At 47.5% G+C, this 20783-nt stretch carries 17 protein-coding genes and 2 pseudogenes; 7 read left to right on the top strand and 12 right to left on the bottom strand.

From position 1 onward, the window contains the following. Nucleotides 1-132 precede the first annotated feature (132 nt). Together QUB04_RS29265 and QUB04_RS29260 are read right to left on the bottom strand one after the other, a co-directional pair. Nucleotides 133-366: a ferredoxin-thioredoxin reductase variable chain gene (locus tag QUB04_RS29265; RefSeq protein WP_006635793.1), complete on the bottom strand. Its 234-nt coding sequence runs from the start codon at nucleotides 364-366 to the stop codon at nucleotides 133-135. Nucleotides 367-602: 236 nt separating this feature from the next. Next, on the bottom strand, nucleotides 603-3371 hold the full coding sequence (locus tag QUB04_RS29260) for a DUF3536 domain-containing protein (protein ID WP_333289932.1): 2769 nt from the start codon (nucleotides 3369-3371) through the stop codon (nucleotides 603-605). Between the two features lie 552 nt (nucleotides 3372-3923). Between QUB04_RS29260 and QUB04_RS29255 the strand changes: the two genes are divergently transcribed. The 4 genes and pseudogenes from QUB04_RS29255 (at nucleotide 3924) to QUB04_RS29240 (ending at nucleotide 6355) form a co-directional block, all read left to right on the top strand. After that, a complete protein-coding gene (locus QUB04_RS29255; protein WP_333289930.1) occupies nucleotides 3924-4145 on the top strand; it encodes a hypothetical protein in 222 nt (73 codons plus the stop codon). Nucleotides 4146-4354: 209 nt separating this feature from the next. Continuing rightward, a complete protein-coding gene (locus tag QUB04_RS29250) occupies nucleotides 4355-5263 on the top strand; it encodes a PD-(D/E)XK nuclease domain-containing protein (protein WP_333289928.1) in 909 nt (302 codons plus the stop codon). A gap of 49 nt (nucleotides 5264-5312) precedes the next feature. After that, nucleotides 5313-5816, top strand: a pseudogene (locus tag QUB04_RS29245) (DUF4365 domain-containing protein). Further along, complete coding sequence (locus QUB04_RS29240; protein WP_333289925.1) at nucleotides 5813-6355, top strand: hypothetical protein; 543 nt, start codon at nucleotides 5813-5815, stop codon at nucleotides 6353-6355. The pseudogene QUB04_RS29245 and the gene QUB04_RS29240 overlap by 4 nt, the downstream one beginning before the upstream one ends. A 168-nt stretch (nucleotides 6356-6523) precedes the next feature. On the opposite strand, the gene QUB04_RS29235 is transcribed toward QUB04_RS29240, so the two are convergent. The 6 genes from QUB04_RS29235 to QUB04_RS29210 all read right to left on the bottom strand — a co-directional run bounded on the left by QUB04_RS29235 (nucleotide 6524) and on the right by QUB04_RS29210 (nucleotide 11966). Next, nucleotides 6524-7339, bottom strand: coding sequence for an alpha/beta hydrolase (locus QUB04_RS29235; protein ID WP_333289923.1), 816 nt, complete (start codon nucleotides 7337-7339; stop codon nucleotides 6524-6526). Between the two features lie 252 nt (nucleotides 7340-7591). After that, nucleotides 7592-8791, bottom strand: coding sequence for an FAD-dependent monooxygenase (locus tag QUB04_RS29230; protein ID WP_333289921.1), 1200 nt, complete (start codon nucleotides 8789-8791; stop codon nucleotides 7592-7594). Between the two features lie 78 nt (nucleotides 8792-8869). Continuing rightward, on the bottom strand, nucleotides 8870-9466 hold the full coding sequence (locus QUB04_RS29225; protein WP_333289919.1) for a Uma2 family endonuclease: 597 nt from the start codon (nucleotides 9464-9466) through the stop codon (nucleotides 8870-8872). A gap of 67 nt (nucleotides 9467-9533) precedes the next feature. Continuing rightward, nucleotides 9534-9947 carry a VOC family protein gene (locus tag QUB04_RS29220; protein ID WP_333289917.1) on the bottom strand — a complete coding sequence of 138 codons (414 nt, stop codon included), beginning with the start codon at nucleotides 9945-9947 and terminating at the stop codon, nucleotides 9534-9536. A 262-nt stretch (nucleotides 9948-10209) separates the two neighbouring features. Beyond that, the gene (locus QUB04_RS29215) at nucleotides 10210-10860 is read right to left on the bottom strand and encodes an MAE_28990/MAE_18760 family HEPN-like nuclease (RefSeq protein WP_333289915.1); all 651 of its coding nucleotides are present in this window, start codon (nucleotides 10858-10860) and stop codon (nucleotides 10210-10212) included. Next, nucleotides 10857-11966, bottom strand: coding sequence for a DUF262 domain-containing protein (locus QUB04_RS29210; RefSeq protein ID WP_333289913.1), 1110 nt, complete (start codon nucleotides 11964-11966; stop codon nucleotides 10857-10859). Before QUB04_RS29210 ends, QUB04_RS29215 begins: the two co-directional genes overlap by 4 nt. A 371-nt stretch (nucleotides 11967-12337) precedes the next feature. On the opposite strand from QUB04_RS29210, the gene cax reads away from it, so the two are divergent. Both cax and QUB04_RS29200 read left to right on the top strand, forming a co-directional pair. Beyond that, nucleotides 12338-13459, top strand: a complete 1122-nt coding sequence (cax, locus tag QUB04_RS29205; RefSeq protein ID WP_333064517.1) for a calcium/proton exchanger — start codon at nucleotides 12338-12340, stop codon at nucleotides 13457-13459. Nucleotides 13460-14608: 1149 nt separating this feature from the next. Further along, a complete protein-coding gene (locus QUB04_RS29200) occupies nucleotides 14609-16678 on the top strand; it encodes a serine/threonine-protein kinase (RefSeq protein ID WP_333289910.1) in 2070 nt (689 codons plus the stop codon). A gap of 112 nt (nucleotides 16679-16790) precedes the next feature. On the opposite strand, the gene QUB04_RS29195 is transcribed toward QUB04_RS29200, so the two are convergent. The 3 genes from QUB04_RS29195 to QUB04_RS29185 all read right to left on the bottom strand — a co-directional run bounded on the left by QUB04_RS29195 (nucleotide 16791) and on the right by QUB04_RS29185 (nucleotide 19755). Next, complete coding sequence (locus QUB04_RS29195) at nucleotides 16791-17342, bottom strand: GUN4 domain-containing protein (RefSeq protein ID WP_333289908.1); 552 nt, start codon at nucleotides 17340-17342, stop codon at nucleotides 16791-16793. 44 nt (nucleotides 17343-17386) lie between these two features. Then, nucleotides 17387-19051, bottom strand: coding sequence for a calcium-binding protein (locus tag QUB04_RS29190; RefSeq protein ID WP_333289907.1), 1665 nt, complete (start codon nucleotides 19049-19051; stop codon nucleotides 17387-17389). 71 nt (nucleotides 19052-19122) lie between these two features. Next, nucleotides 19123-19755 carry a transaldolase family protein gene (locus tag QUB04_RS29185; RefSeq protein ID WP_333289905.1) on the bottom strand — a complete coding sequence of 211 codons (633 nt, stop codon included), beginning with the start codon at nucleotides 19753-19755 and terminating at the stop codon, nucleotides 19123-19125. A 279-nt stretch (nucleotides 19756-20034) separates the two neighbouring features. On the opposite strand from QUB04_RS29185, the gene QUB04_RS29180 reads away from it, so the two are divergent. Beyond that, complete coding sequence (locus tag QUB04_RS29180; protein WP_333289903.1) at nucleotides 20035-20262, top strand: hypothetical protein; 228 nt, start codon at nucleotides 20035-20037, stop codon at nucleotides 20260-20262. 179 nt (nucleotides 20263-20441) lie between these two features. Here the strand turns inward: QUB04_RS29180 and QUB04_RS29175 are convergent. Next, nucleotides 20442-20666: pseudogene (locus QUB04_RS29175) on the bottom strand (hypothetical protein); the annotation flags it as partial. Nucleotides 20667-20783: the final 117 nt, after the last annotated feature.

Genomic DNA, 20783 nt, shown 5'->3' with positions numbered 1-20783 from the left:
CAAAATTTTAGATCCTAGTTCAAGCTTCCAGATTCATCTGTGGAGTAAATCTAAAATCTAAAATCTAAAATCTAAAATCGACTGACCGGATTTGATCTTGTCTTTGGGTTCCGGCTTCAAATTTTGAGACAGCTAGACTTCCGAAGATATCAATTCGACCTCATCCTCTTTCAGGTGAGCTCGAAATTTTTTGTCAAATTGTACTAGAATCGGCCAATTAGCACTGACAGGTCGGCCGTGCCATTCGTGAACGATCGCCACGACTTCTCCTTCCATACCCTTAATATCAAATGGTTGACTGCGATTTTCAGGGTGGTGGTAGACAACAACAGAGTTTTTAATGCAAACGCGATCGCCAACTTTCATAAATTTAAACTTAGTGTTCTTTCTTCCAAACTCTACAAAGCGTGCAAGTGCAGAACACCTGTACGCTTTGGGGACAGTCTTTTTATCTTCCCACATAAGTAGAACTAAAATTCAAAGAACGTTGTTCTATTTCGGTGCTTTGATCCCAAGTGGGGGCGGGTTTACCAGATTGTGGGTTTTAGGCAATTATTGTCGGTGAAACCCGCCCCTACAGGATGTGGGGACTAATCGAGAAACTATTTACTTAACTGATTTAACCAACACTCAACATCAACGGCCAAGGTTTGACCCAACTCCAGCAACTGCCGGATTGAAGACAAGTCCCAGCCGGCGCCGGAACCTGCAATCCCCAAGGCAACGGCAGCGACAACACTCTCGCCCTCGGAGGCATCTTGCAGTTGCAGCCAGCCCAAACACAGAGGCACAATTTGACTGTACAGAGAATCGAAATACAGTTCCTGCGATCGATCCAGACACAAACCCAAACTCAGCCGATCGCCCACCGCAATCAAACGCTCGATCGTGCGGATATCAGCTTCCAACTTGACAGGCGAGCGATCCTCCGCGCCCGATCCTGCTTGCAGCAGCCTGTCTAGCGATCGCCAAACCAGCCTTTCCAAAATTTGCTTGACTTCGGGAACGTTCAACCGACAGCGGAGATGGCCGCTTTCAGTGGCGATCGCCTCTATTTCTGCCAGCAGCGACTCCCCGTCCTCGGTTTCCTGTTCCAGGGCCTTGGCCGCCGTCAAACAGCGGTGTCCCAAAGCCACCTCAGCAGCCACCTGCAACTCTACGGGCACCTGCAGCTCGTCGCGGTGGAACGCCATTATCACCCCGTAATTTTCCCGGTAAACCTGAGTGTAAAGCTGATCCAACCGAGTCAAGTTTTCCTGACTCAGCAACTGCACGATCCGGTGGCGTTCCTCAGCAAACAAATCCCGCAAGCTAAAGGACTGATCTCCAAACAGGCGAACCATTTCCAGAATCGCGTGGGCGGCCGAAGCTTCTTGCAGAACTCCAAACAACCGCTCTTTGAGCATAGTGTAAGACCGGCGGCTGCCAAAAGGCTGAATGCAGCAGTGGAAGTCCCAGCCGCCGAGGTGGAACGCAGCAAACACAAAAACCTCTGTTTCCCGTGTAATTTCCGAGGTTAACTCCAATTGACCCACAGCCAGAGTCATCGATCCCATGCGCTGAATTTGGAAATCTTCCTGCTGGGCCTGATAGCAGTAAACTCGCTCTTCGCGGGAATATTTGGCAAACAGAGAACTGATTGCGTAGTGGGCGGCCACTTGTCTGAGACTAATTTGGGCTGTCACCACCAGTTGGCGGTAAACTTCTGCCCCTGTTTTAAAACACTCAACGTTGCTGGGTACGAGGGCTAGTTGAGCGACAAAATCCTTTTCTAGCTGGATGCCGGTAACTTCGCCCGCCAATTCCAGCGCCCGGGCCGCGTAGCGCAGAATTTGCACGCCTTCTGGCCGCGAAATTTCTTCAAAAAACCAGCCGCAGCTAGTGAACATTAACAGGGTGTGGCGCTGCATTTCCAGCAGTCGCAGGGCGTCCACCTGTTCTCCGGCATCGAGGGGGCGCACTTGATGGCGTTGAAGGAAACTGTCAACGTTAGCGGGCGATCGATCCCGGATGACCTCAATATATTCATCTCTGGCTTTCCAGGGATCGCTCAACAGCTTGCGTCCCGCTTCTTCATAAATCGGAATCAGTCGATCGCGCAGCCAATTCAGAGTATCCCGCAGAGGGCGGCGCCATTTGAGGTGCCATCCGCCGCCACCACCGCAGCCGCAATCATCTTGCCAGCGATCGACCCCGTGAGAACAACTCCAGGCCGTCACCGGTTTGAGTTCCACTTCCCAAGCGCTCGGATTTTGACTTAAATAATGAGCAAAATTCGTCACCGTCCAGCCTCGACGGGGAAACTCTTCTGTGAAGGCGTAGGCGAGGCATTTTTCCGTACTGTGTTTGTGGTGGCCGAAAGTTTCGCCGTCCGTCGCCACGCAGATTAATTGAGCCGGTCGGTGGTCTCCCCGTACTGCTTGACCCAAGCGCCCGACCAAGTGGTGGCTGCTGCTGAGAACGTCATTGAAGCCCATATCCCGCGAGATCGGGCCGTCGTAGAAAAAGATATCAATGTAGGGAGTGTTGGCAGGTGGGGCTTCGGAATTTTGGGAGTGCTGGCGGCCAAAATAGTGAGTGCTCAGCGGCGAGAGTTGGTGGTCAGCCATCAACCGCATTTCCGGCTTCAAATAGCAGCGGTACGGGCGAGTCGGATCGATTTGACCCCCGCCGACTTCGTGCCATTCGGAATTATGCCCATGTTCCCCTTCGTGGTTTTGCCCGATTAGCGGGCGGCAGCGTTCGGCTTGGGAGGGGGCTAAGACAATGAAGCGGATGCCTTCAGCGACTAAAACTTCGAGGGTGGCGTAGTCTACGGCGGTTTCGGCGAGCCACATTCCTTCGGGATCGCGATTGAACCGGGAGCGAAAATCTGCGATCCCCCAGCGAATTTGGGTGTATTTGTCTCGCTCGTTAGCGAGGGGCATGATGATGTGATTGTAGACTTGGGCGATCGCGTTGCCGTGACCGTTGAGACGCTGACAGCTTTTGCGATCGGCTTCCAGAATCCGCTGGTAGACTTCCGCGTCGTAGCGTTCGAGCCAGCTCATCAGGGTGGGCCCGATGTTGAAGCTCATATACTCGTAGTTGTTGACGATCCCCGTGACTTCGCCGCGATCGTTAAGTATGCGGGCAAAGGCGTTCGGGCGGTAGCACTCGATGTCAATGCGTTCGTTCCAGTCGTGGGCGGGAGAGGCGCTGGCTTGGCGTTCGATCGCGTCCAGGTAAGGGTTTTCCCGGGGTGGCTGGTAAAAGTGACCGTGAACCGTCACGCACACCCCAGTTGCTGCAGCCACACTGGTTTGGGTTGCAGCCGTTACGGTTGGCGAAGGCAAAGGCAGCACATCGGATTGAGTTGTAGACGAAATCATGCGGGCAAATCCTCACTCAAGTAGTTAAAGACAATAAAACGAGCCTAATTAGAAACTGAAACCTTACGCAGCAAGAGTTACAGCTAGGCATCTGTTAGGACTAAATTTGGCTGACAAGTTTTGATACATTTGTAGTATTGCGAGCAAAGCATTCGTTCCAAGATGCCAACCGTCGATCCCTGGGTTTTTTGCCAATGCTTTGCTGTTGAAAGAGTTAAAAAATGTAGCTTTTGCTGCTTTTTGGCACTTGCGACCCATTTCGGGTTAGTGCTTGCAGCACTGCTCATTGAGAGTTTCATTTACCTTGCTGGATTGTAAAGTCTTATTCATTAAATAGCAACTTTTCGCCGGAAAGATTTAATTTTTGGCAATAAATCTTAGCGGTTGTGGATATCGGTTTAATGCCCGATCGATTTATAGAATAAGAGTATTGCCCGAGTTTCGCATCATACTTTAGGTGCTTTTTACGTAAGTTCTGGAGAAGTTAGGGCGGTTGGGTTAGGGCGGGGCAGATTTGCTGCAAATGTACTTTCCAGAAGAGTTGTAACACTTGTGCGGAGTCAAAAGGCAAGAAAAAAGCAAAACGGTAAGTGTTATGTTTTAACTCCTGAGAGGTATGTGGGGGCGGAGGCGGAGGCATTGGAGGAGGAGGAGGAGGGTTTGGACGAGAAGATGCTGCATTTGACGGCGAAGTTGGAGAGGCAATTTGCCGAGAGTGCCAAGTTAGGGGCGATGATTCGGGGAAATCGGCAGAGGGTGGGTTCTGGCGGATAGTTCGTCAATTGCTGAAGATTATCATGATTTTTTGCGAGAACTTAAGGAACGTATTGTGCAATATCAAGTGCGGCCCGTACTTTTTAGGCAAAGAAGCGCAATAGCGAGAATTAGAGAAAGCTTTAATCGATCGCATCCGCGATTTTTTGCTAGAGTTGAGTGTGGGATTCGCCTTAAATCAATAAATTAATGGAAGCAGAAACCTAATTATGTTAACCTCAAGCAATTTTAAGAGAAACCTCGATCAGTTTAATAAACTTATAGCTGAGGGAGAGGCTATGTACAAAGCAATAAAAGTCACACCAGGTGAATGGTATTCACCTGCTGGATATAGCATTTTCCGTGAACCACCTAGACAAGCGCCTGAAAGATATGTCTTGGATCGAGATTATGATTGGCAAAAGTGGCAGACTAACTACAAGTTACTTTTAGAGGAAGTTATCCCATTAACTAACAGTCAGCGAACTTCATTAATTGAAGTATCCTGGGGCTGGGATCTTAAAACGAATTTAACGGCTCATCTGTCAAACTTGAAGGCAGTCAAAGAAACTTACGAAAAAGAGTTGTTCAGTTCTTCTCAATCTGCTTTAGGCTCCTTTAGCTTGGAAGATGTTAGCAAATTATTAAAAGGAGTTCCAGCGGGACTTCTACGTTGGACATGGGAAGGAAAGTCACGCACACAGGGCGGTACACCTCGGCAATGGTACATAGAAAATGAATATCACGTGCAAAATTTGCTATATTTTTTATTAGCTGCGGTGTTCGCCGATATCAGGGAAGAAGAATATACTGGATCGGTAGGGCAGAAAAAACCAAGAGTAGACCTAGTAATTCCCTCACTTAAATTGGTTATTGAAATCAAGTTTTGGTATGGCAAAGACAAGCCCCAAAGAATTATTGAGGAAATTGCCGAAGATACGTCTTTATACCTAGCTCAAGGCTCCCCCCACGAACAAATGATTGCTTTTATCTGGGATGACTCTCGCAGGACAGAAGAACACCACTTATTAAAGAGTGGACTCAAAAATTTGAAGGGTATTTTTGATGTAGTTATAGTTTCTCGTCCAGGGCGTATGCCAGACAATACATCACTAATCAATGAACAAAATAATGAATAATTAGCTATTTGGTAAAGACCTGTTTAAAATTATTGAGGTTAAAATAAGCGTGGTTCTGAACACCCAAAAAGAGGAATTTAGCTATGCTTATGTCTATGCGGTAACAGCCGCGGCAAGCTACTCATTCCAAATAGCCCCGCGTCCCTTAGATGCAGAAGGAGTTGACGTAATTCTTACAGGTTTGGGACCATCACAATCAACGCGCCGCCCTCGCCTAGATGTCCAAATAAAATGCACCTCCAGAAAATTACTGGATAATGAAATTATCCGATATCCCCTAGAAGTTAAAAACTATGAATAATTAAGGCTAGAAAACCCTTTCGTCCCCCGCATTCTGATTATCGTTTTAGTACCCGACAGCCAAGAGGATTGGTTGCGCCAATCTCAACAAGAACTCTCCCTTCGCCATTGTGGCTACTGGGCATCATTGCGAGGGCTACCGCCCACCCAAAATCAAAACACTGTCACTGTTCAAATACCCACACAAAACATTTTCAACACAGACGCTTTAAAAACTCTCATGCAGCGCATTGAATCAGGAGAACTCCTATGATAGTAACAGTCCGCGACCCCGATATTCTCAAAACCTTAGAACCGCCTCAAGTCGCTGCTTATTTACAAAAACACGGATGGCACGAACAAAGCCGAGACGGTGACAAATCATCCATCTGGACTCGCAAGAATGAAGCAGGCGAAGACTACGAAATTTTGTTAGCTCTCAAGCCAGAAATCAGCGGTTTTGCTCTGCGGATGTACGAAGTCATGGAAACCCTAGAAATTGTCGAAAATCGCTCTCAAATTGAAATATTAGCAGACTTGATCACCTCACTCCCCAATATGACCTTACAGGGAATTGTCATGCAAGTTCACACCCCCAACACCGACAAATTAAGTGGCGAAATAACCTTAATAGGCGTCATTGCTGACAAATTGCGGAAAATTCAAACTTCACTCGCAGACAAAGATTATATCCTGGCGATTAAAGCTTATCAAGAACGCTTACCGATTCTCTGTAGCGGTGACTTAATCAAAGACAACAACGCCTTCATCCTCAAAAACCCCCACAACTTAACCCTCGATGAAGTGTGGTAAAACTAACAGATTTTGTCGAAATCTATAGCGGTTCTCAGGAAAGTAAGGTACTCTTCCGATGCCCAATGCCCAATGCCCAATGCCCAATGCCCAATGCCCAATGCCCAATGCCCAATGCCCAATGCCCAATGCCCAAGAACATCTCATGCTACTGAGAAAGGCTATATATTAAACACCTTCCAAACAGATATCAAGTTCCCTAGCAAAGGCCTCTGGCGCATCCAGCATCAGCCAGTGTCCAGTATCGGCGATCGTAGTTGTCGTCAGTGTGGGACGGAGGATGTGGAGGCTGAACGGAAAAGTGTTTGAGGGAGCAATAATGGCGTGGGCTCGTGTTCCAGGGGCTGCTAGGTAGCGATCGAGAGTATCAACTGCTTCAAAGGGAAACATCCCGCGATACATTCCACGCAGACAATCCCGTGGAGTCGCCGCCAAGCAAGCGAGAATCCGATCGCGCGTATGGGCCCTGCTTCCTGTCAGTGCGTCGTTGAAGCCCGCTTCCACAGCAGCCCGCCAATCCTCCGTCTCCAGAACTCTCTGGTAGGGGACGATGCGTCCCTCGTGCACCTCTGCAGACACCTTGGTAAAGTCTCCAGGTGGGTCTGCCAGGATCAACTGCGCGATGCGGTGCGGTGCGGCGGCTGCTGTGGCGAGGGCAATACAAGCACCGAAACTGTGTCCGACGATCGCCACTCGATCGAGTCCCAGCCCATCAAGTACCGCCAAAACATCCGCTGCACAGGAGGCGGGCGCATAGTTGCCGTCCTCCGGCGGTGCAGAATCACCGTGTCCCCGCATATCAAGGGCGATCGCGCGTCGGGTACGGGCGACATGGGCAAGCTGCGCCTCCCAGATGTTCGCAGAAACCGTCATACCGTGCACGAACAGCACCGGCAGCAGATCCGACTCCCCAGCGGTGACAGGGCCGCTGGCTTCGATGATGTGAATAGTGCCGATCGGTCCTTTGATATTTGTCGATCGCATAAAAACTTCTCCTAAGTTTTATAGTCCTGGACGCACGGGTAGTCAGAAACCGGATTTTTCGCAAAAATACTCGGTTATATCAAATCCGTTAACATCGGAATTATTATCTCTCTTCTCTTTCTCTGTGTCCTCTGTGCCCTCTGTGGTTCAATCATTCCGATACAACCTGAATTGATATTAGAGCATCGCAGAAAAGGTAAAAACCCGGTTTCTTTGGTTTGAACTGGTAAGTCAGGTTTCAATTTCCTCTTTTCAAACAACCAATTTTACCTCTGTTACTCCTTGGCGCAATTCATACTGTCCCTTTACCCAAAATTGTTTAATTTTTTCACCCAAAAACGGAGCGGTTTGCATCATCAATAAACGCAATAATCCATTTTTTCGCAGTTGTTCGCCTTTCCACGCTTCTTGTGCTTGAAGTTGTTGGGCGCGAATAATTTCGGATTCGCGTTCTGCCTGAATCCGCGATAATCCTAAGTCAATATCCTCGTAATTAGCCCCTGCTTTCAATAAAGGTACAAGGTGATTGGCGGCAACAATTACATCGCGGAACGCCATGTTAATTCCTTGAGCGCGAACCGGAGACATGGGATGTGCAGCATCCCCCAAAAGTATGATTCCTGGTCGATGCCAGCGCGGACAGCGACCAACCACAACAGATAATCGCATCGGAGATTCGATCGTATCGGCACAGTTGCGGAAATGTTCTGCCATCCACGCAGGAGATAGCGATGCGAAAGTTTCTGCCCAGTCTGTGTCTTTCCGATCCGTTTTGTCATCTGCCGATAGCACCCAAGCCAGATGAAGTTTTCCTGATTCTGCCCCATGAAAGACACTAAATCCGCTACCGCCATTCAGGATGGAATAAAATACATTATCCGCCACAAACCGAGGATGAGCGGCAAGTTTAAACCACAGAACATCTATACTATTCTGCTGTTTTACTAACTCTAATTCTGCACGTTGTCGTACAACCGAGTTTCTACCATCTGTACCAATCACAAGTGCAGCAGGAATCTCTCGCCCATCTCCTAGCTTTACACCCGCAATGCGATCGTTGCTGTACAGTAAATCTTTTACGGGAACACCTGAGATAAATTCAAACTCTGGATGCAACTGAGCTTCTGAAATTAGTGTTTCTAGCAAAGGCGGTTGCGATACCAGCGTACAAGGTCGATTTGACCCCATTGGCTCATCAACTCGAAATAGTTGCCGATCGCCCACAACGAACTCCCAGGCATCAATTTGTCGGTGTGGAACACCTTCTAGGATAGTGGATAAACCCATTTGGGCGATCGCATCCAATCCGCTGGGCATTAACGCTTCACCGCGAAACACTCGGTAGGAATCTTTTGCCGCCTCTATCAAAGTAACAGCAATACCTCGTTTCACCAGCAGTAAACCAAGTGCCGCACCAGTTGGCCCCGATCCCACAATTACAACTTGCGTCATTGCCATTCCCCATTGTTTTTTGCGGATATTGAGATGTTAAAAAAGGTGGTAAAAGGAGGCGCAATCCCCTATTTTCAGCTATTTTTGGAGTGCCTGTTGAAAAGTCTTAACTGCATCAACATGATTCACCATATTGATGCAACGCAACAACAAATCCAGATCGATTCCTTTCACTTCCTCACTACTAGAAACCTTTTCATAGTGAAGCGCATCGCCCTCTCCCCGCAGGTGATAAACCTCTAACAATCCATCTTCCCAGAACCACACTTCAGGAATTTTGAGCCGCTTGTATGCCTCCAGCTTGTCGATCCCGCCACTGGAAAACACGATCTCAATCGCCAAATCGGGTAGCCGGCGACCGGGAGCAAGTTTATAAGATTCATCCGCCTCTCGCTTGACTTTTCCCGTTTCACTTTCCAGAGTCATTGAGCCAGTTGGAGTAAAGTCAAACCCCGCCATCAGCAGGTAAAGCTCCAACAATCCGGCAATTCTCTTCTTAATGGTTTCGTGGGGTTCTCCAGGCATTAGTTTAATCTCCAAAACTCCATTCAGGAAAGAAAGTCGATATCCTGGACGGTCTAACAATTGCTCAACTGCTTTGAACTCTCTCCAAGTGAGTCCCTCAAACAGAAGGGGTGATTCTTTTCTGGGTGGTGCGATGATTGCTGCAGTCATTTGATTCTCCAGTCTATTTCCAGATGAGAAACGATCGGGTTTGGAGGGCGATTTGTTTATTATAACTTTAAGTAGCATCCACTGTAAATCCGATTTGTTGGCCGTAGGATAGTTCCAGCGTGTGACCGTCCGGGTCTCGCAAAAAAGCCCAGTAGCCGATCGGATATCCAGCATCTTTTGGTTCCTCAAGCAGTACGCCTTCTTGACGTGCTTTGTCGCAGAGAGAATCCATGTATTCGCGGCTTTTGCAACCTACTCCGAGGTGTGCAAAGGGAGACAGAACGGGATGTACGGAGTCTGTTTGAATTAGGACAATTACAAAAGGGCGAGTGCGATCGGAAAGCCAGACCACAGCAACACCAGTTTCTGCATCAATGCGGCGGTGAACCACCTGCATTCCAGCATACTTGGAGTAGAATTCGATAGTGCGATCGACATCGGAAACGGGCAGTGCGATGTGTGTGAGACCGATATCAACCATATGTTATGTTGCTCCAGTCATATTAGACTTAACATCACTAATTGCCACTTCCAATATCATAATTTTAATGAGATGCTCGCCACTTTGGCGCTTTCAGATAGATTTGTTGAAAAAATATATAGCGGTTCTCAAGCGTGGTGAGGTATGCCCTATGCCCTATGCCCTATGCCCTATGCCCTATGCCCATGAGTACCTCATCTTTCTGAGAAAGGCTATACTTTTTTTGATATGGCTGATAATTATTTGCTCCTGTTGTCATTATCTAAGGTGAATCCCGCCTAAATTTTTCCTGAATAGCAGCATTTTCTATCTCGGTACCAAATATATCGAGCATTCCTATAATTTCTCTGTGTAGCTCTAGATATTCCTCCCTATCAAACACCGAATACTCACCGTGGGCAATTTCGTTCCTTGTCTTTAAAAGCTTAGTATCAATTAATACCGATTTAGTAGAGTATATTGAAAAGTCAATTCCGAGATTATAAGTTATTTCTTTTAAAATGTCAGAAGATAAATTCGATGCAGTAGATATTACATTTTTAGGTAGGATAGATCTGTGATTTAATTCGGAAATAAAGAACTCACAAACAGGTATATACAATGATGGCTTATGTGTCTCTTTTGCCTTTTTAAGTTTTTCTTTCATGGCCAAAGCTAAAAAATTACTAGAAAGCTTTTGATACGTAAGCTTTTGTGAGATAACATATTCTAGATAAGAGTTGGCTGCTAGCTTGACAAAACCTTCCCAATGGGAATAGAGAATACATACTCCACTCCGAACTAATACTTTATGTCTTTGGTCAGAAACATTTTTCGCTTCTATCAAAGATTTCATTTCTGACAGTTCCTTCTTTCGCCAAGCAAGATCCGTTGCCAATCTATCGCTTAATTGTTCCGCTGTTCGGATGCTCATGAAGGGGAAAAGACCTTTCTACCAAGCGGAATAAGATACGGTAAGCGTCTTGCTGCATTCAGTCCAGCTCCCGACCACTTTTTATAAGTTTGATTTGACCAAATACTTTTTATACGATTAGGTAATTGGTCTGTTAGAACCGGATTTTGATAGTTGTATCCAATTCCTAATGCTATTACCTCATAGGCCGATAAGAGAAAGCCTCCTAGGAATTTATCATTCTCCGATTTATATCGCTTGAAGCTATCGTCTCCCATAGCTTCATTAAGCATATTGAATGTCACATCAAACGCTCTCTCTATGTGGGTGCTATCCAAATCTTTTTTAATGGCCATTTCACGCATTCTAGCCGTTAGGAACTCGCTAACATCACCGCCCAGCGTTTGAATACTTGCATAATCTCGATCGAAGAAAAGAATAAAACGCAATACTAATTCCATATCATACTGTTCTTCATAAAGTCTATCGCTCAAAGCAATGCAGCTTTTAAATGACTCCCGATCGGCAAGTGAACGCATTAAATTATATAAATTTTTATTCAACATTAAAAGAATGCAATTTCTTACTTCTTGCGGTGTCGCAATCGCTCCTCCTGTATTCAGTCGCTGAAATAGCTCATATTTAATCATTTCATCACTTTCTTTTTCAACAATATTGACGGAGATTTTGGCACGTTTAATCAATAAACGCTGTGCCTGAGTTAAAGAGTTCTCTTTATCGTCAGGAGCGTCCCATTTTTTGCCTTTTAAAGAAGGCAAATAAGTAGTTTCTTGTAAGGCAACAAAAGATGTATCTTGCTCTTGATTGTCTCGTTTCAAAATACCGACAAATTCATATATGGTTGACAGTCTCTGCAAACCATCGATCACATCCCAAATCCCATCATCTCTTTGACTGACAAAAATTGGTGGAATCGGTATACCTAAAAGAATTGATTCTATAAAAGTGGATTTTTGATAATCCGACCAACGAAAAAACCTTTGAAAATCTGGGTGAATATCGATTTCCTTCTTCTCATAAAGACTGATCCACTCGCCAATAGACATTGAGTAGCTATCTGTCCGAATTTCTTGCCTTGTTTTGTCAATCTCTTCTTGTAGAGGCATGGCTGAAGCAGTCCTAAGTATTATGTATAGCTATACTTGCAGAATGGCAATATTTAAAGATTATATCACTGAACGAATATCTGAAAAAACGATCGCCCAGAAATAGTCAACTTTGCTCTCAAGACAATGCGGAACCTGATGCGATCGAGCGGGTAGAATACAAAAATCCATTGAACCGATCGGCTAAACAAATCCCTCTCTTAGTTTGTCACATCCGTGAAAGCGGCAATGCAGCGATCGCCCGTTAGCGAAGCCCTCGAAGAGGATCGCCCACCCCCAGCTTTAAGCCAACACCCAAATCCCTCACCCTTACCCTTTTTTTCATTTGGTCACAGGCTATGATTGACGGTTGGCAGCTTTTGAGAATCTAAATGCTAAACACAAATACAATTATTTCCAGTCTGCTGTTATTTATCCCAGTTTCCATCGCCGGACACTTTCTCGGCTGGGAATCCTCCACAATCTTCATCACCTCGGCTTTAGCCATCATCCCCCTAGCCGCGTGGATGGGAACGGCCACCGAAGAAATCGCCGTCGTCCTCGGTGCCAATTTGGGGGGTTTGCTGAACGCTACCTTCGGAAATGCCACGGAACTGATTATCGGCATCGTCGCCCTCAACGCCGGACTAATAGATGTTGTCAAGGCCAGCATCACCGGTTCAATTATGAGCAACCTGTTGCTGGTAATGGGATTGGCGATGCTGCTGGGTGGCTTGCGCTACAAAGAACAAGATTTTCAGCCGACAGTCGCCCGGTTGAATGCTTCAGCGATGAACTTAGCCGTCATTGCCATTTTGGTGCCAACAGCAGTTAATGCCACCTCTATTGGCATCCCTCCGGCAACTATGCAGAACCTCTCTAGCGCTGTGGCTGTAGTGCTGATTGTCGTCTACGTGCTGACGCTGCTGTTTTCTATGAAAACCCACAGTTATCTGTACGATGCAGGGGTGGCAGAAATAGAAATGCTGGAAGATTTAGCCGAAAATAACTTAGCACCAGACAGTCCTGACCACAAAGTCAATCTGCCGCTGTGGATTGGGGTGCTGTTGGCCTGTACCCTGATGGTAGCTGTCGAGTCGGAACTGTTGGTGGGTACTCTGGAAGAAGCGACGGCGCGTTTGGGGCTGACATCACTGTTTACCGGGGTGATTTTAGTGCCGATTATTGGCAATGCTGCCGAACATACGACGGCGGTGACGGTGGCGATGAAAAATAAAATGGATTTGTCGGTTTCTGTGGCCGTGGGTTCGAGTTTGCAAATTGCTTTGTTTGTTGCGCCCGTGTTGGTTTTGGCAGGTTTTGTCTTGGGCAAACCGATGGACTTGAATTTCAACCCGTTTGAACTTGTAGCGGTTGCGGTGTCGGTGCTGATCGCCAATTCTATCAGTTCTGACGGCAACTCTAACTGGCTAGAAGGTACTTTGCTGTTGGCAGCTTATACGGTTTTGGCGCTGGCGTTCTACTTCCATCCGGTAATTGAGGGACTTGTTTAAAAGGCTTTCTTATCGGGAAGCAAGAGGGAAGAGGGAAGAGGGAAGAAGGCAGATTTTTTCACTCCCTCACTCTTCCACTCTCCCACTCTCCCACTCTCCCACTCTCCCCCTCGCCCACTCTCACTTATTTCTTCGAGAATGGTGGTTGCGATCGTACAATTGAAATGTGGGTGCTCTCTCGTTATTAGTTCTGGTGTGTTTGTACATTATGTACTCTCATCAGGGATTTGTGACCTCGATCGGCTGTGACAAACAACAAAACCTTTGGCCTCAACCCGATCATCGTTAGAGCGCTGTGCCACAGGTTATACAAAAACACGGGATGCTGAAGTCAAGCGAGACTAAAGCCTCCCTTGACTTCAGAAACGCTGCAAGATTTCAATCAAGGGTGCTCATGAGTCTTTTACTAGGTGTGCTACGATCGTCATAAGTTGAAAATTGAGTCTGACTAGACAACGTAAAACATCGTACTCTTATTGTTGAGTACGTCGTTTCACAAACACGGTGTTGCCGTCTAGGAAAACTCGTATTTGAACAAAAACCGCACTAGATAAAGAGGACTAATCAAATACGGTATGCCATACCGAAATTAACGATTTTAGAGAAGACACCTCTAATGCGGCTTGAGTAATCTTGTCAAGGCAAGTAACGCAAGCTGAATCAAAAATCTCACTCACCAAGAGTGCACAGAGGTTAATCTAATCGCTTAATACTTGATTAAACTTCCTCCGAGCTACTTATGACCAGCATATTGACAGAGGCGCAGTTTTGTGCAACATTCTCAGAATAATGCCCAAAACCTGCAGGAAAAATTTTCTGGAAGAGTAAACGACGGTGGATTTAAAACTGACCAGCCTATAAAAAGGTCGAACGGGATACCACGATTCGTTAAATTGGTTGAAAATAATGGTTAAACAATGGCTAAAACCTTCCACAATAATAAATAGTTGTACAGACTGGAAAAATAGGGTGCTGCTCCACCCGAATTTACGCCTGTGGACAAGTAAGAGCCGACTCTCTTGGCAGAAGCAGGAATCAGACCCTCTAGAAAATACTTCTAGTTGAATGGTGAAGCTTAGATAAGTTTAGCCAAGTTTTGTATAGCAGTGTCAAAGTAAAACTTGATAGAGCAACCTCAATCAGGGTTATGTGGCTTCTGTGAGTTATTGCCTCAATCCCAAATGCCCGAATCCCTCCGATCCAGCCAACTCTGGCAAATCCGTGTGTATCCACTGCGGGTCAGAACTTTTGTTGCAAGGTCGATATCGGTTAGTCGCGCCTCTCGGAGGCGGCGGCTTTGGCAGAACATTTGAAGTGGACGACAACGGCGCCCGAAGAGTGCTCAAAGTCCTGCTCAAAGACCATCCCAAAGCTGTAGAACTTTTTAAGCAAGAAGCCGACGTATTGGTCAGGCTCAGACATCCAGGTATTCCAAAAGTCGATCGCGACGGTTATTTTACATTTACGCCAGCTCACAGCACAGAGTCTTTTCACTGTCTGGTGATGGAGAAAATTGCTGGGGCCAATTTGCAAGACTGGCTGAAACATCGGGGCCGCCCCATCAGTCAAGAACAAGCTCTGAATTGGCTCAAACAACTGTCGGAAATTTTAGACCAAGTTCACCGCCTCAACTATTTTCATCGGGATATCAAGCCGCACAATATTATGTGCAAGCCCAACGGGCAGTTAGTGCTGATAGACTTCGGCACTGCTAGGGAAGTGTCGGGGACTTATTTCGCTAAGGTGGGCCAGGGGCAAAATGTGACTGGTATTGTTTCTCCCGGCTACACGCCGCCGGAACAAACTAATGGCAAGGCTGTTCCGCAGTCGGATTTTTTTGCTCTGGGGCGCACTTTTGTTTATTTGCTGACTGGGAAGCCGCCGACTGCGTTTCCAGAGAACCCGCGCACGGGCAGACTAATGTGGCGCAAAGGAGCTCCTCAGGTTTCCGACCCCCTGGCTAATGTGATCGATTACCTGATGGCACCTTTTCCGGGAAATCGACCTCAAAGTCCCCAGATGGTTTTGCAGTGCTTGGAGGAAATTAATCTCGACGGCGGGGAAACTCAGTTGCCCACTCAGTTGCCGACGACGGGGCAAACTAAAATTCGCGCAACTGCCGGGGAGACTGGGGCGAAGAAGCAGAGTTCCAAGAACCGCCTCAGACCTCTGAATTCGGGATTGAACAAGACCGAGAAAGATGTTTTTGATTGGAAAAAGAAGTTGCTGGCGGGCACGGCTGTTTTGATGGTGAGTATTGGCGCCTCTCAAATTTACGGTTCGCTGCGTTACGGGGTGTTTCCAGCAAACCCGGTGTGGCTGCTTTCGACTTTACCTACCACTCAGTTTTTGCAAAGAAGTTTGGATAATGTCGGGAGTGTGAATGCGATCGCCCTGTCGCCTGACGGTAAAACTTTGGTGAGCGCAAGCTTTGGGACCATTAGAATTTGGAATGTGAGGACGGGAGGCCTGGTGCGGACTCTCAATTCGGTGCATTCTAAAAAATCGGTCAACACGCTGGCGGTGAGCCCGAACAGCTCGATTTTGGCCAGCGGCGGCGGCGACAATAATGTGATTCTCTGGGATTTGAAGACGGGGCGACGGATGCGGACGATTCCCGCTCACAAAGCCGCCGTCAAGGCGATCGCTTTTAGCAGGGACGGTCAAACTCTCGCTAGCGGCAGCGATGACAAAACTATTCGCTTGTGGAACGTCAGAACCGGCAGCAGGTTGCGGACTTTGAGCGGCCACGCCGGAGGAGTAAACGCGATCGCTGTGAGCCGGGACGGTAAAACTCTCGCTAGCGGGAGCGAGGACAAGACTGTGCGTTTGTGGAATCTCGGCACCGGAGAAGTCAGAAGAATTATCACAGGTCACAGGGGCCCGGTTACTACTGTGGCTTTTAGCCCGAACGGGAAAATTGTGGCTAGTGCTAGCACCGACAATACGATCCGTTTGTCGAACGTGCAAGACGGGAAGGGCACCCGCACTTTAAAAGGGCATTCGAGCTCGGTGAGGACGATCGCCTTTAGCGCGGACAACCGCACTTTGATCAGCGGGGGCGGAGATATTAGAGTTTGGGATTTGAAGACAGGAAAAGAAAGAAGCAGTATTTCGGGTCACAGCCAGTTTGTGAGTTCTGTTGCTATTTCCAGAGATAGCAAGACTTTTGTGAGTGGCAGTCCCGATCGCACTATTAAGATTTGGCGAATGCCATAGTCCTACTATTTTAGATTTTAGATTTTAGATTTTAGATTGAAGAGTGGAGGCGAGCGAGAAATCCCATCCCGACTCCGACGTGGAAGTCTGGGCCTTGCCCGCCCTACAACTCTTACTTGCCACAATTGGCAAAAGTAGAAAACAGGTTAAATTCTGTAACCCTCCACGCTTGCCATGTCTGCGCGCCAGCAAAAAGACTGTACCTAGTTATGCTTTTATCGCTGTCAACATAACTTTGCCAACTTAATGAAGCAACAGTTGGATACTGGGCCGGAAACTCCCCTGGTATAGGACTTACTTGCGAGCTCATGTTCCATCCTACTTGCTTGCTAAAATCTTTAATTTGACCTTCGCAAGTTCGACAGTTAGAACCGCCGACTTTCTGCCAAATCTCTAACTGTGGAGTCAATCCATATTTGCCATTGCTCGATTGCATCCACAGCCGATCGATCGCGCGGAGGTTCGGACAAGACAGATTGGCGGGGTTGTTGCGGATCAGAGAGACTGTTTCTTGATCTGCTTCGTACCATTTTTTGGCTTCTAATAAGGATTGAAGTTTGCTAAATTCGCTGTTGCTTTCTTGTGAATTAGCGGTAAATGCTGGTTGCAAAACTGCAATAAATGTGCCTACTAATGCGAGGGATAGTTTGCCAAGTTTAATCATGTTCCCTGAGTAAAAGTGATTTAACAAAGCACAGTTTACCATCTCTAGACCGAGATGAAATCTTCAGAGCCAATAAAATTGGGAGCAACGCCTGTCAAAGCAGCTAAAACTTCACCGCTGCTGGCTACTCTAATTAATGTGCCGTTAGTTCCAGAGGAAATTGATAGCTGTCCGAAGGTCAAGCCGTTGATTAATTGAATGGTATCTTGAGAGTTGGTGAAATCAGAGATTGTATCAACTCCCAATCCCGCACCTAAAACAAATACATCGTTGCCCGCGCCGCCGACGAGATTATCGTTTCCCAAACCGCCGTTGAGAGTGTCAGAAGCTTTGCCGCCATAAAGGATATCGTTGCCGTCGCCGCCATTTAAGACATCACTAGCCCGCAAACCGGTCAGCACGTCATCACCTTCGGAACTGTTGATGATATCGTTGCCACTGGTGCCAGTCAGATTGTCGTTGCCGTCCGTGCCGTTGATGACCTTTGGAGTGCTGCTGGTGTCAACAACAAAAATGTCGTCTGTATTGTTAGTATCCCCCGGCACTATGTTGGAGGCAAAAGAAGAAAACGCCACAAACCGCCCGTCGGCTGAGATGGAGGCGCCGTCGGAGTTACGGTCCGCCTGATTGCCTGCTGAGTCTACAGAGACGCGGGTGGTGGTATTGGTGAGCGTGTCCCGCACGAAGATGTCTCGGTTAATGTTAGTATCCCCCGGCACGAGGTTGGAGACCTCAGAAGTAAACGCCACAAACCGCCCGTCGGCTGAGATGGAGGGGCTGCCGGACTGAAGATTCCCCGGATTGCCTGCTGAATCTACTGACAGGCCGGTGGTGGTATTGGTGAGCCTGTCCCGCACGAAGATGTCGAACCTATTGTTAGTATCCCCCGGCACTATGTTGGAGGCAACAGAAGAAAACGCCACAAACCGCCCGTCGGCTGAAATGGAGGGGTTGTAGGAGTTACCGTTCCCCTGATTGCCTGCTGAGTCTACAGAGAGGCGGGTGGTGGTATTGGTGAGCCTGTCCCGCACGAAGATGTCTGTGTCATCGTTGGTATCCCCCGGCACGAGGTTGGAGGCAACAGAAGAAAACGCCACAAACCGCCCGTCGGCTGAGATGGAGGGGGTGCCGGAGCCACTGTTCCCCTGATTGCCTGCTGAATCTACTGACACGAGGGTGGTGGTATTGGTGAGCCTGTCCCGCACGAAGATGTCGAAGCTATTGTTAGTATCCCCCGGCACTATGTTGGAGGCACCAGAATCAAACGCCACAAACCGCCCGTCGGCTGAGATGGAGGGGCTGGTGGACCTGCTGTTCCCCTGATTGCCTGCTGAGTCTACAGAGACGCGGGTGGTGGTATTGGTGAGCCTGTCCCGCACGAAGATGTCGAAGGTATTGTTAGTATCCCCCGGCACGAGGTTAGAGGCATCAGAATTAAACGCCACAAACCGCCCGTCGGGTGAGATAGAGGCGCCGTCGGAGTTACGGTCCGCCTGATTGCCTGCTGAGTCTACAGAGACGCGGGTGGTGGTATTGGTGAGCCTGTCCCGCACGAAGATGTCGTAGGTATTGTTAGTATCCCCCGGCACTATGTTGGATGCCAAAGAAGAAAACGCCACAAACCGCCCGTCGGCTGAGATGGAGGGGTTATAGGAGCCACTGTTCCCCAGATTGCCTGCTGAGTCTACAGAGACGGGAGTAGTAGTCATAAGCCCTCACATTTAAGAGTACAAGTTTGGAAATTTCCTAATCTTACCCACAGCAGACAAAATAGCAAGGCTCATATTCCCCGCCCGTTTTTGGCAAATTCATCAACAGTTTGCTGCGAAAGTTCGTGAACAGTCATTGCTTGCAACACGTCAAAAGGCAATGTCAAATGATGGGCGCCAGCTAATAAAGTTTTTACCGCTTCTTCCGGCGATTTAATGCTAGCTGCCAAAATCTCCGTATTAGTTCTCTGCAACACATTTGCCATATCCCGCACTAAGGCAAAACCGTCTCCCAACAATCTGGTGGCGCGATTGACGTAGGCGATCGCATATTTGGCCCCCGCTTGTGCTGAAACAACTGCTTGTGATGCGCTGTATATCGCCGTCACCGCGCAAGGAATTTCCGGTGACAAATGCGCTACTGCTTGGAAACCAGCCGCCGTTGCTGGAACTTTCAAAACTGTTTGCTGTCCAATTAATTCAAAAGCCGCTTTTCCTTCTGCTACCATGCCATCAAAATCAGATGCAGTTAGCTGATAATACACTTCCCCCGGAATAAGTTTCGCCAGTTGTGTGAGCGTCACATCGGGAGATAAATCGCTTTTTCCCAGGAGGGTTGGATTAGTAGTAATTCCCGAAAGCCAGCCGAACTGGCTCGCCCATGCGGCTTCTGCTACAATTGCAGTATCGAGATAAATTCCCATCAGCTCTACACCTTTATTTTCTTAGTTTATTCTGAGTTTTCCGAGGCTTAGTTTCAATTTGATGTCACTGAGCGTCACATTGATTGTTAGGTATTAACTGTAGCAGATTTGTGAAAACATCGCTAGTAAGTAAAAATAACAATTAAGTGATGGGTATCACGTCACTTGCTGATTACGATCGCCATGTAAGAAAACTTCGATCGCCAAATGCCGGAAACAAACAATTTATATTTGTAGTATGGGTTATGTATGCAGTAACTCAAGGAGGTGACTCATAAAATGAGAGAAAAAGAAAATCATCAGTCACAAGTCAGTCTTGAGGAATCTTGTGACAAAGCGGAGTTTGAAAAACCAGCATCAGCCCCTCAAGACTTGCCAGAAAATGATAATTCTCAAACCGAGTCTCAAGCATTTGAAAATCATGGTGAAGATGGTTTGAAGGCTCTAGCACGCTTAATGATGGTGAGTCTAACTTGGTCGCTGGCAGGACTTTCCAAACGCGAGTAAGTTATGGAACACTACCGCAACGGGCAAGTTATGATTTGTGAGTTTTGTTGTAAGTTTTGTTTAACTCAAAACTTACCACTCCCGGACTTACATGATGTCCGGTTAGTTGTAAGAAAATCCGTTTTTAGTGAAGACTTTCGTCCTTAAAGCAAGGACTAAAGTTTTCAACAGACCACTTATCACTTTTCTTGAATTCCTTCAAACGGCCCCAAAAAAGTCGGTTCTGGACGGGTAACACGCACTTCCCAAAGCGCTTTGATGACTGCCAAAAATTCGCGGAAACTGTAGCGAATCATGCCCTTTTGGCGAAATTTGCCCCAATCCGGCGTTCCTAAGCCGATCGCCTGTATGCCCAAGCGGCGACAGGTATAAACAGCGCGGGCTAAGTGAAAGTTTTGGGTAAGTGACATACTCCCACGTCAAGCTGAGTACAGCTATGACGTGGGCATCTTTGCAGCCCGATGAAGGGTGTCGGGTAAGGTTCAAGCGTCGCCACTCTCCCCTCCCCTAAGAACCGTGCA

The organism is Microcoleus sp. D2_18a_B4 (genome assembly GCF_036702475.1).
Lineage (GTDB): Bacteria > Cyanobacteriota > Cyanobacteriia > Cyanobacteriales > Microcoleaceae > Microcoleus.
Note: the sequence above shows the minus strand (reverse complement) of the source record. Positions and strands in the feature narration are given on the sequence as shown.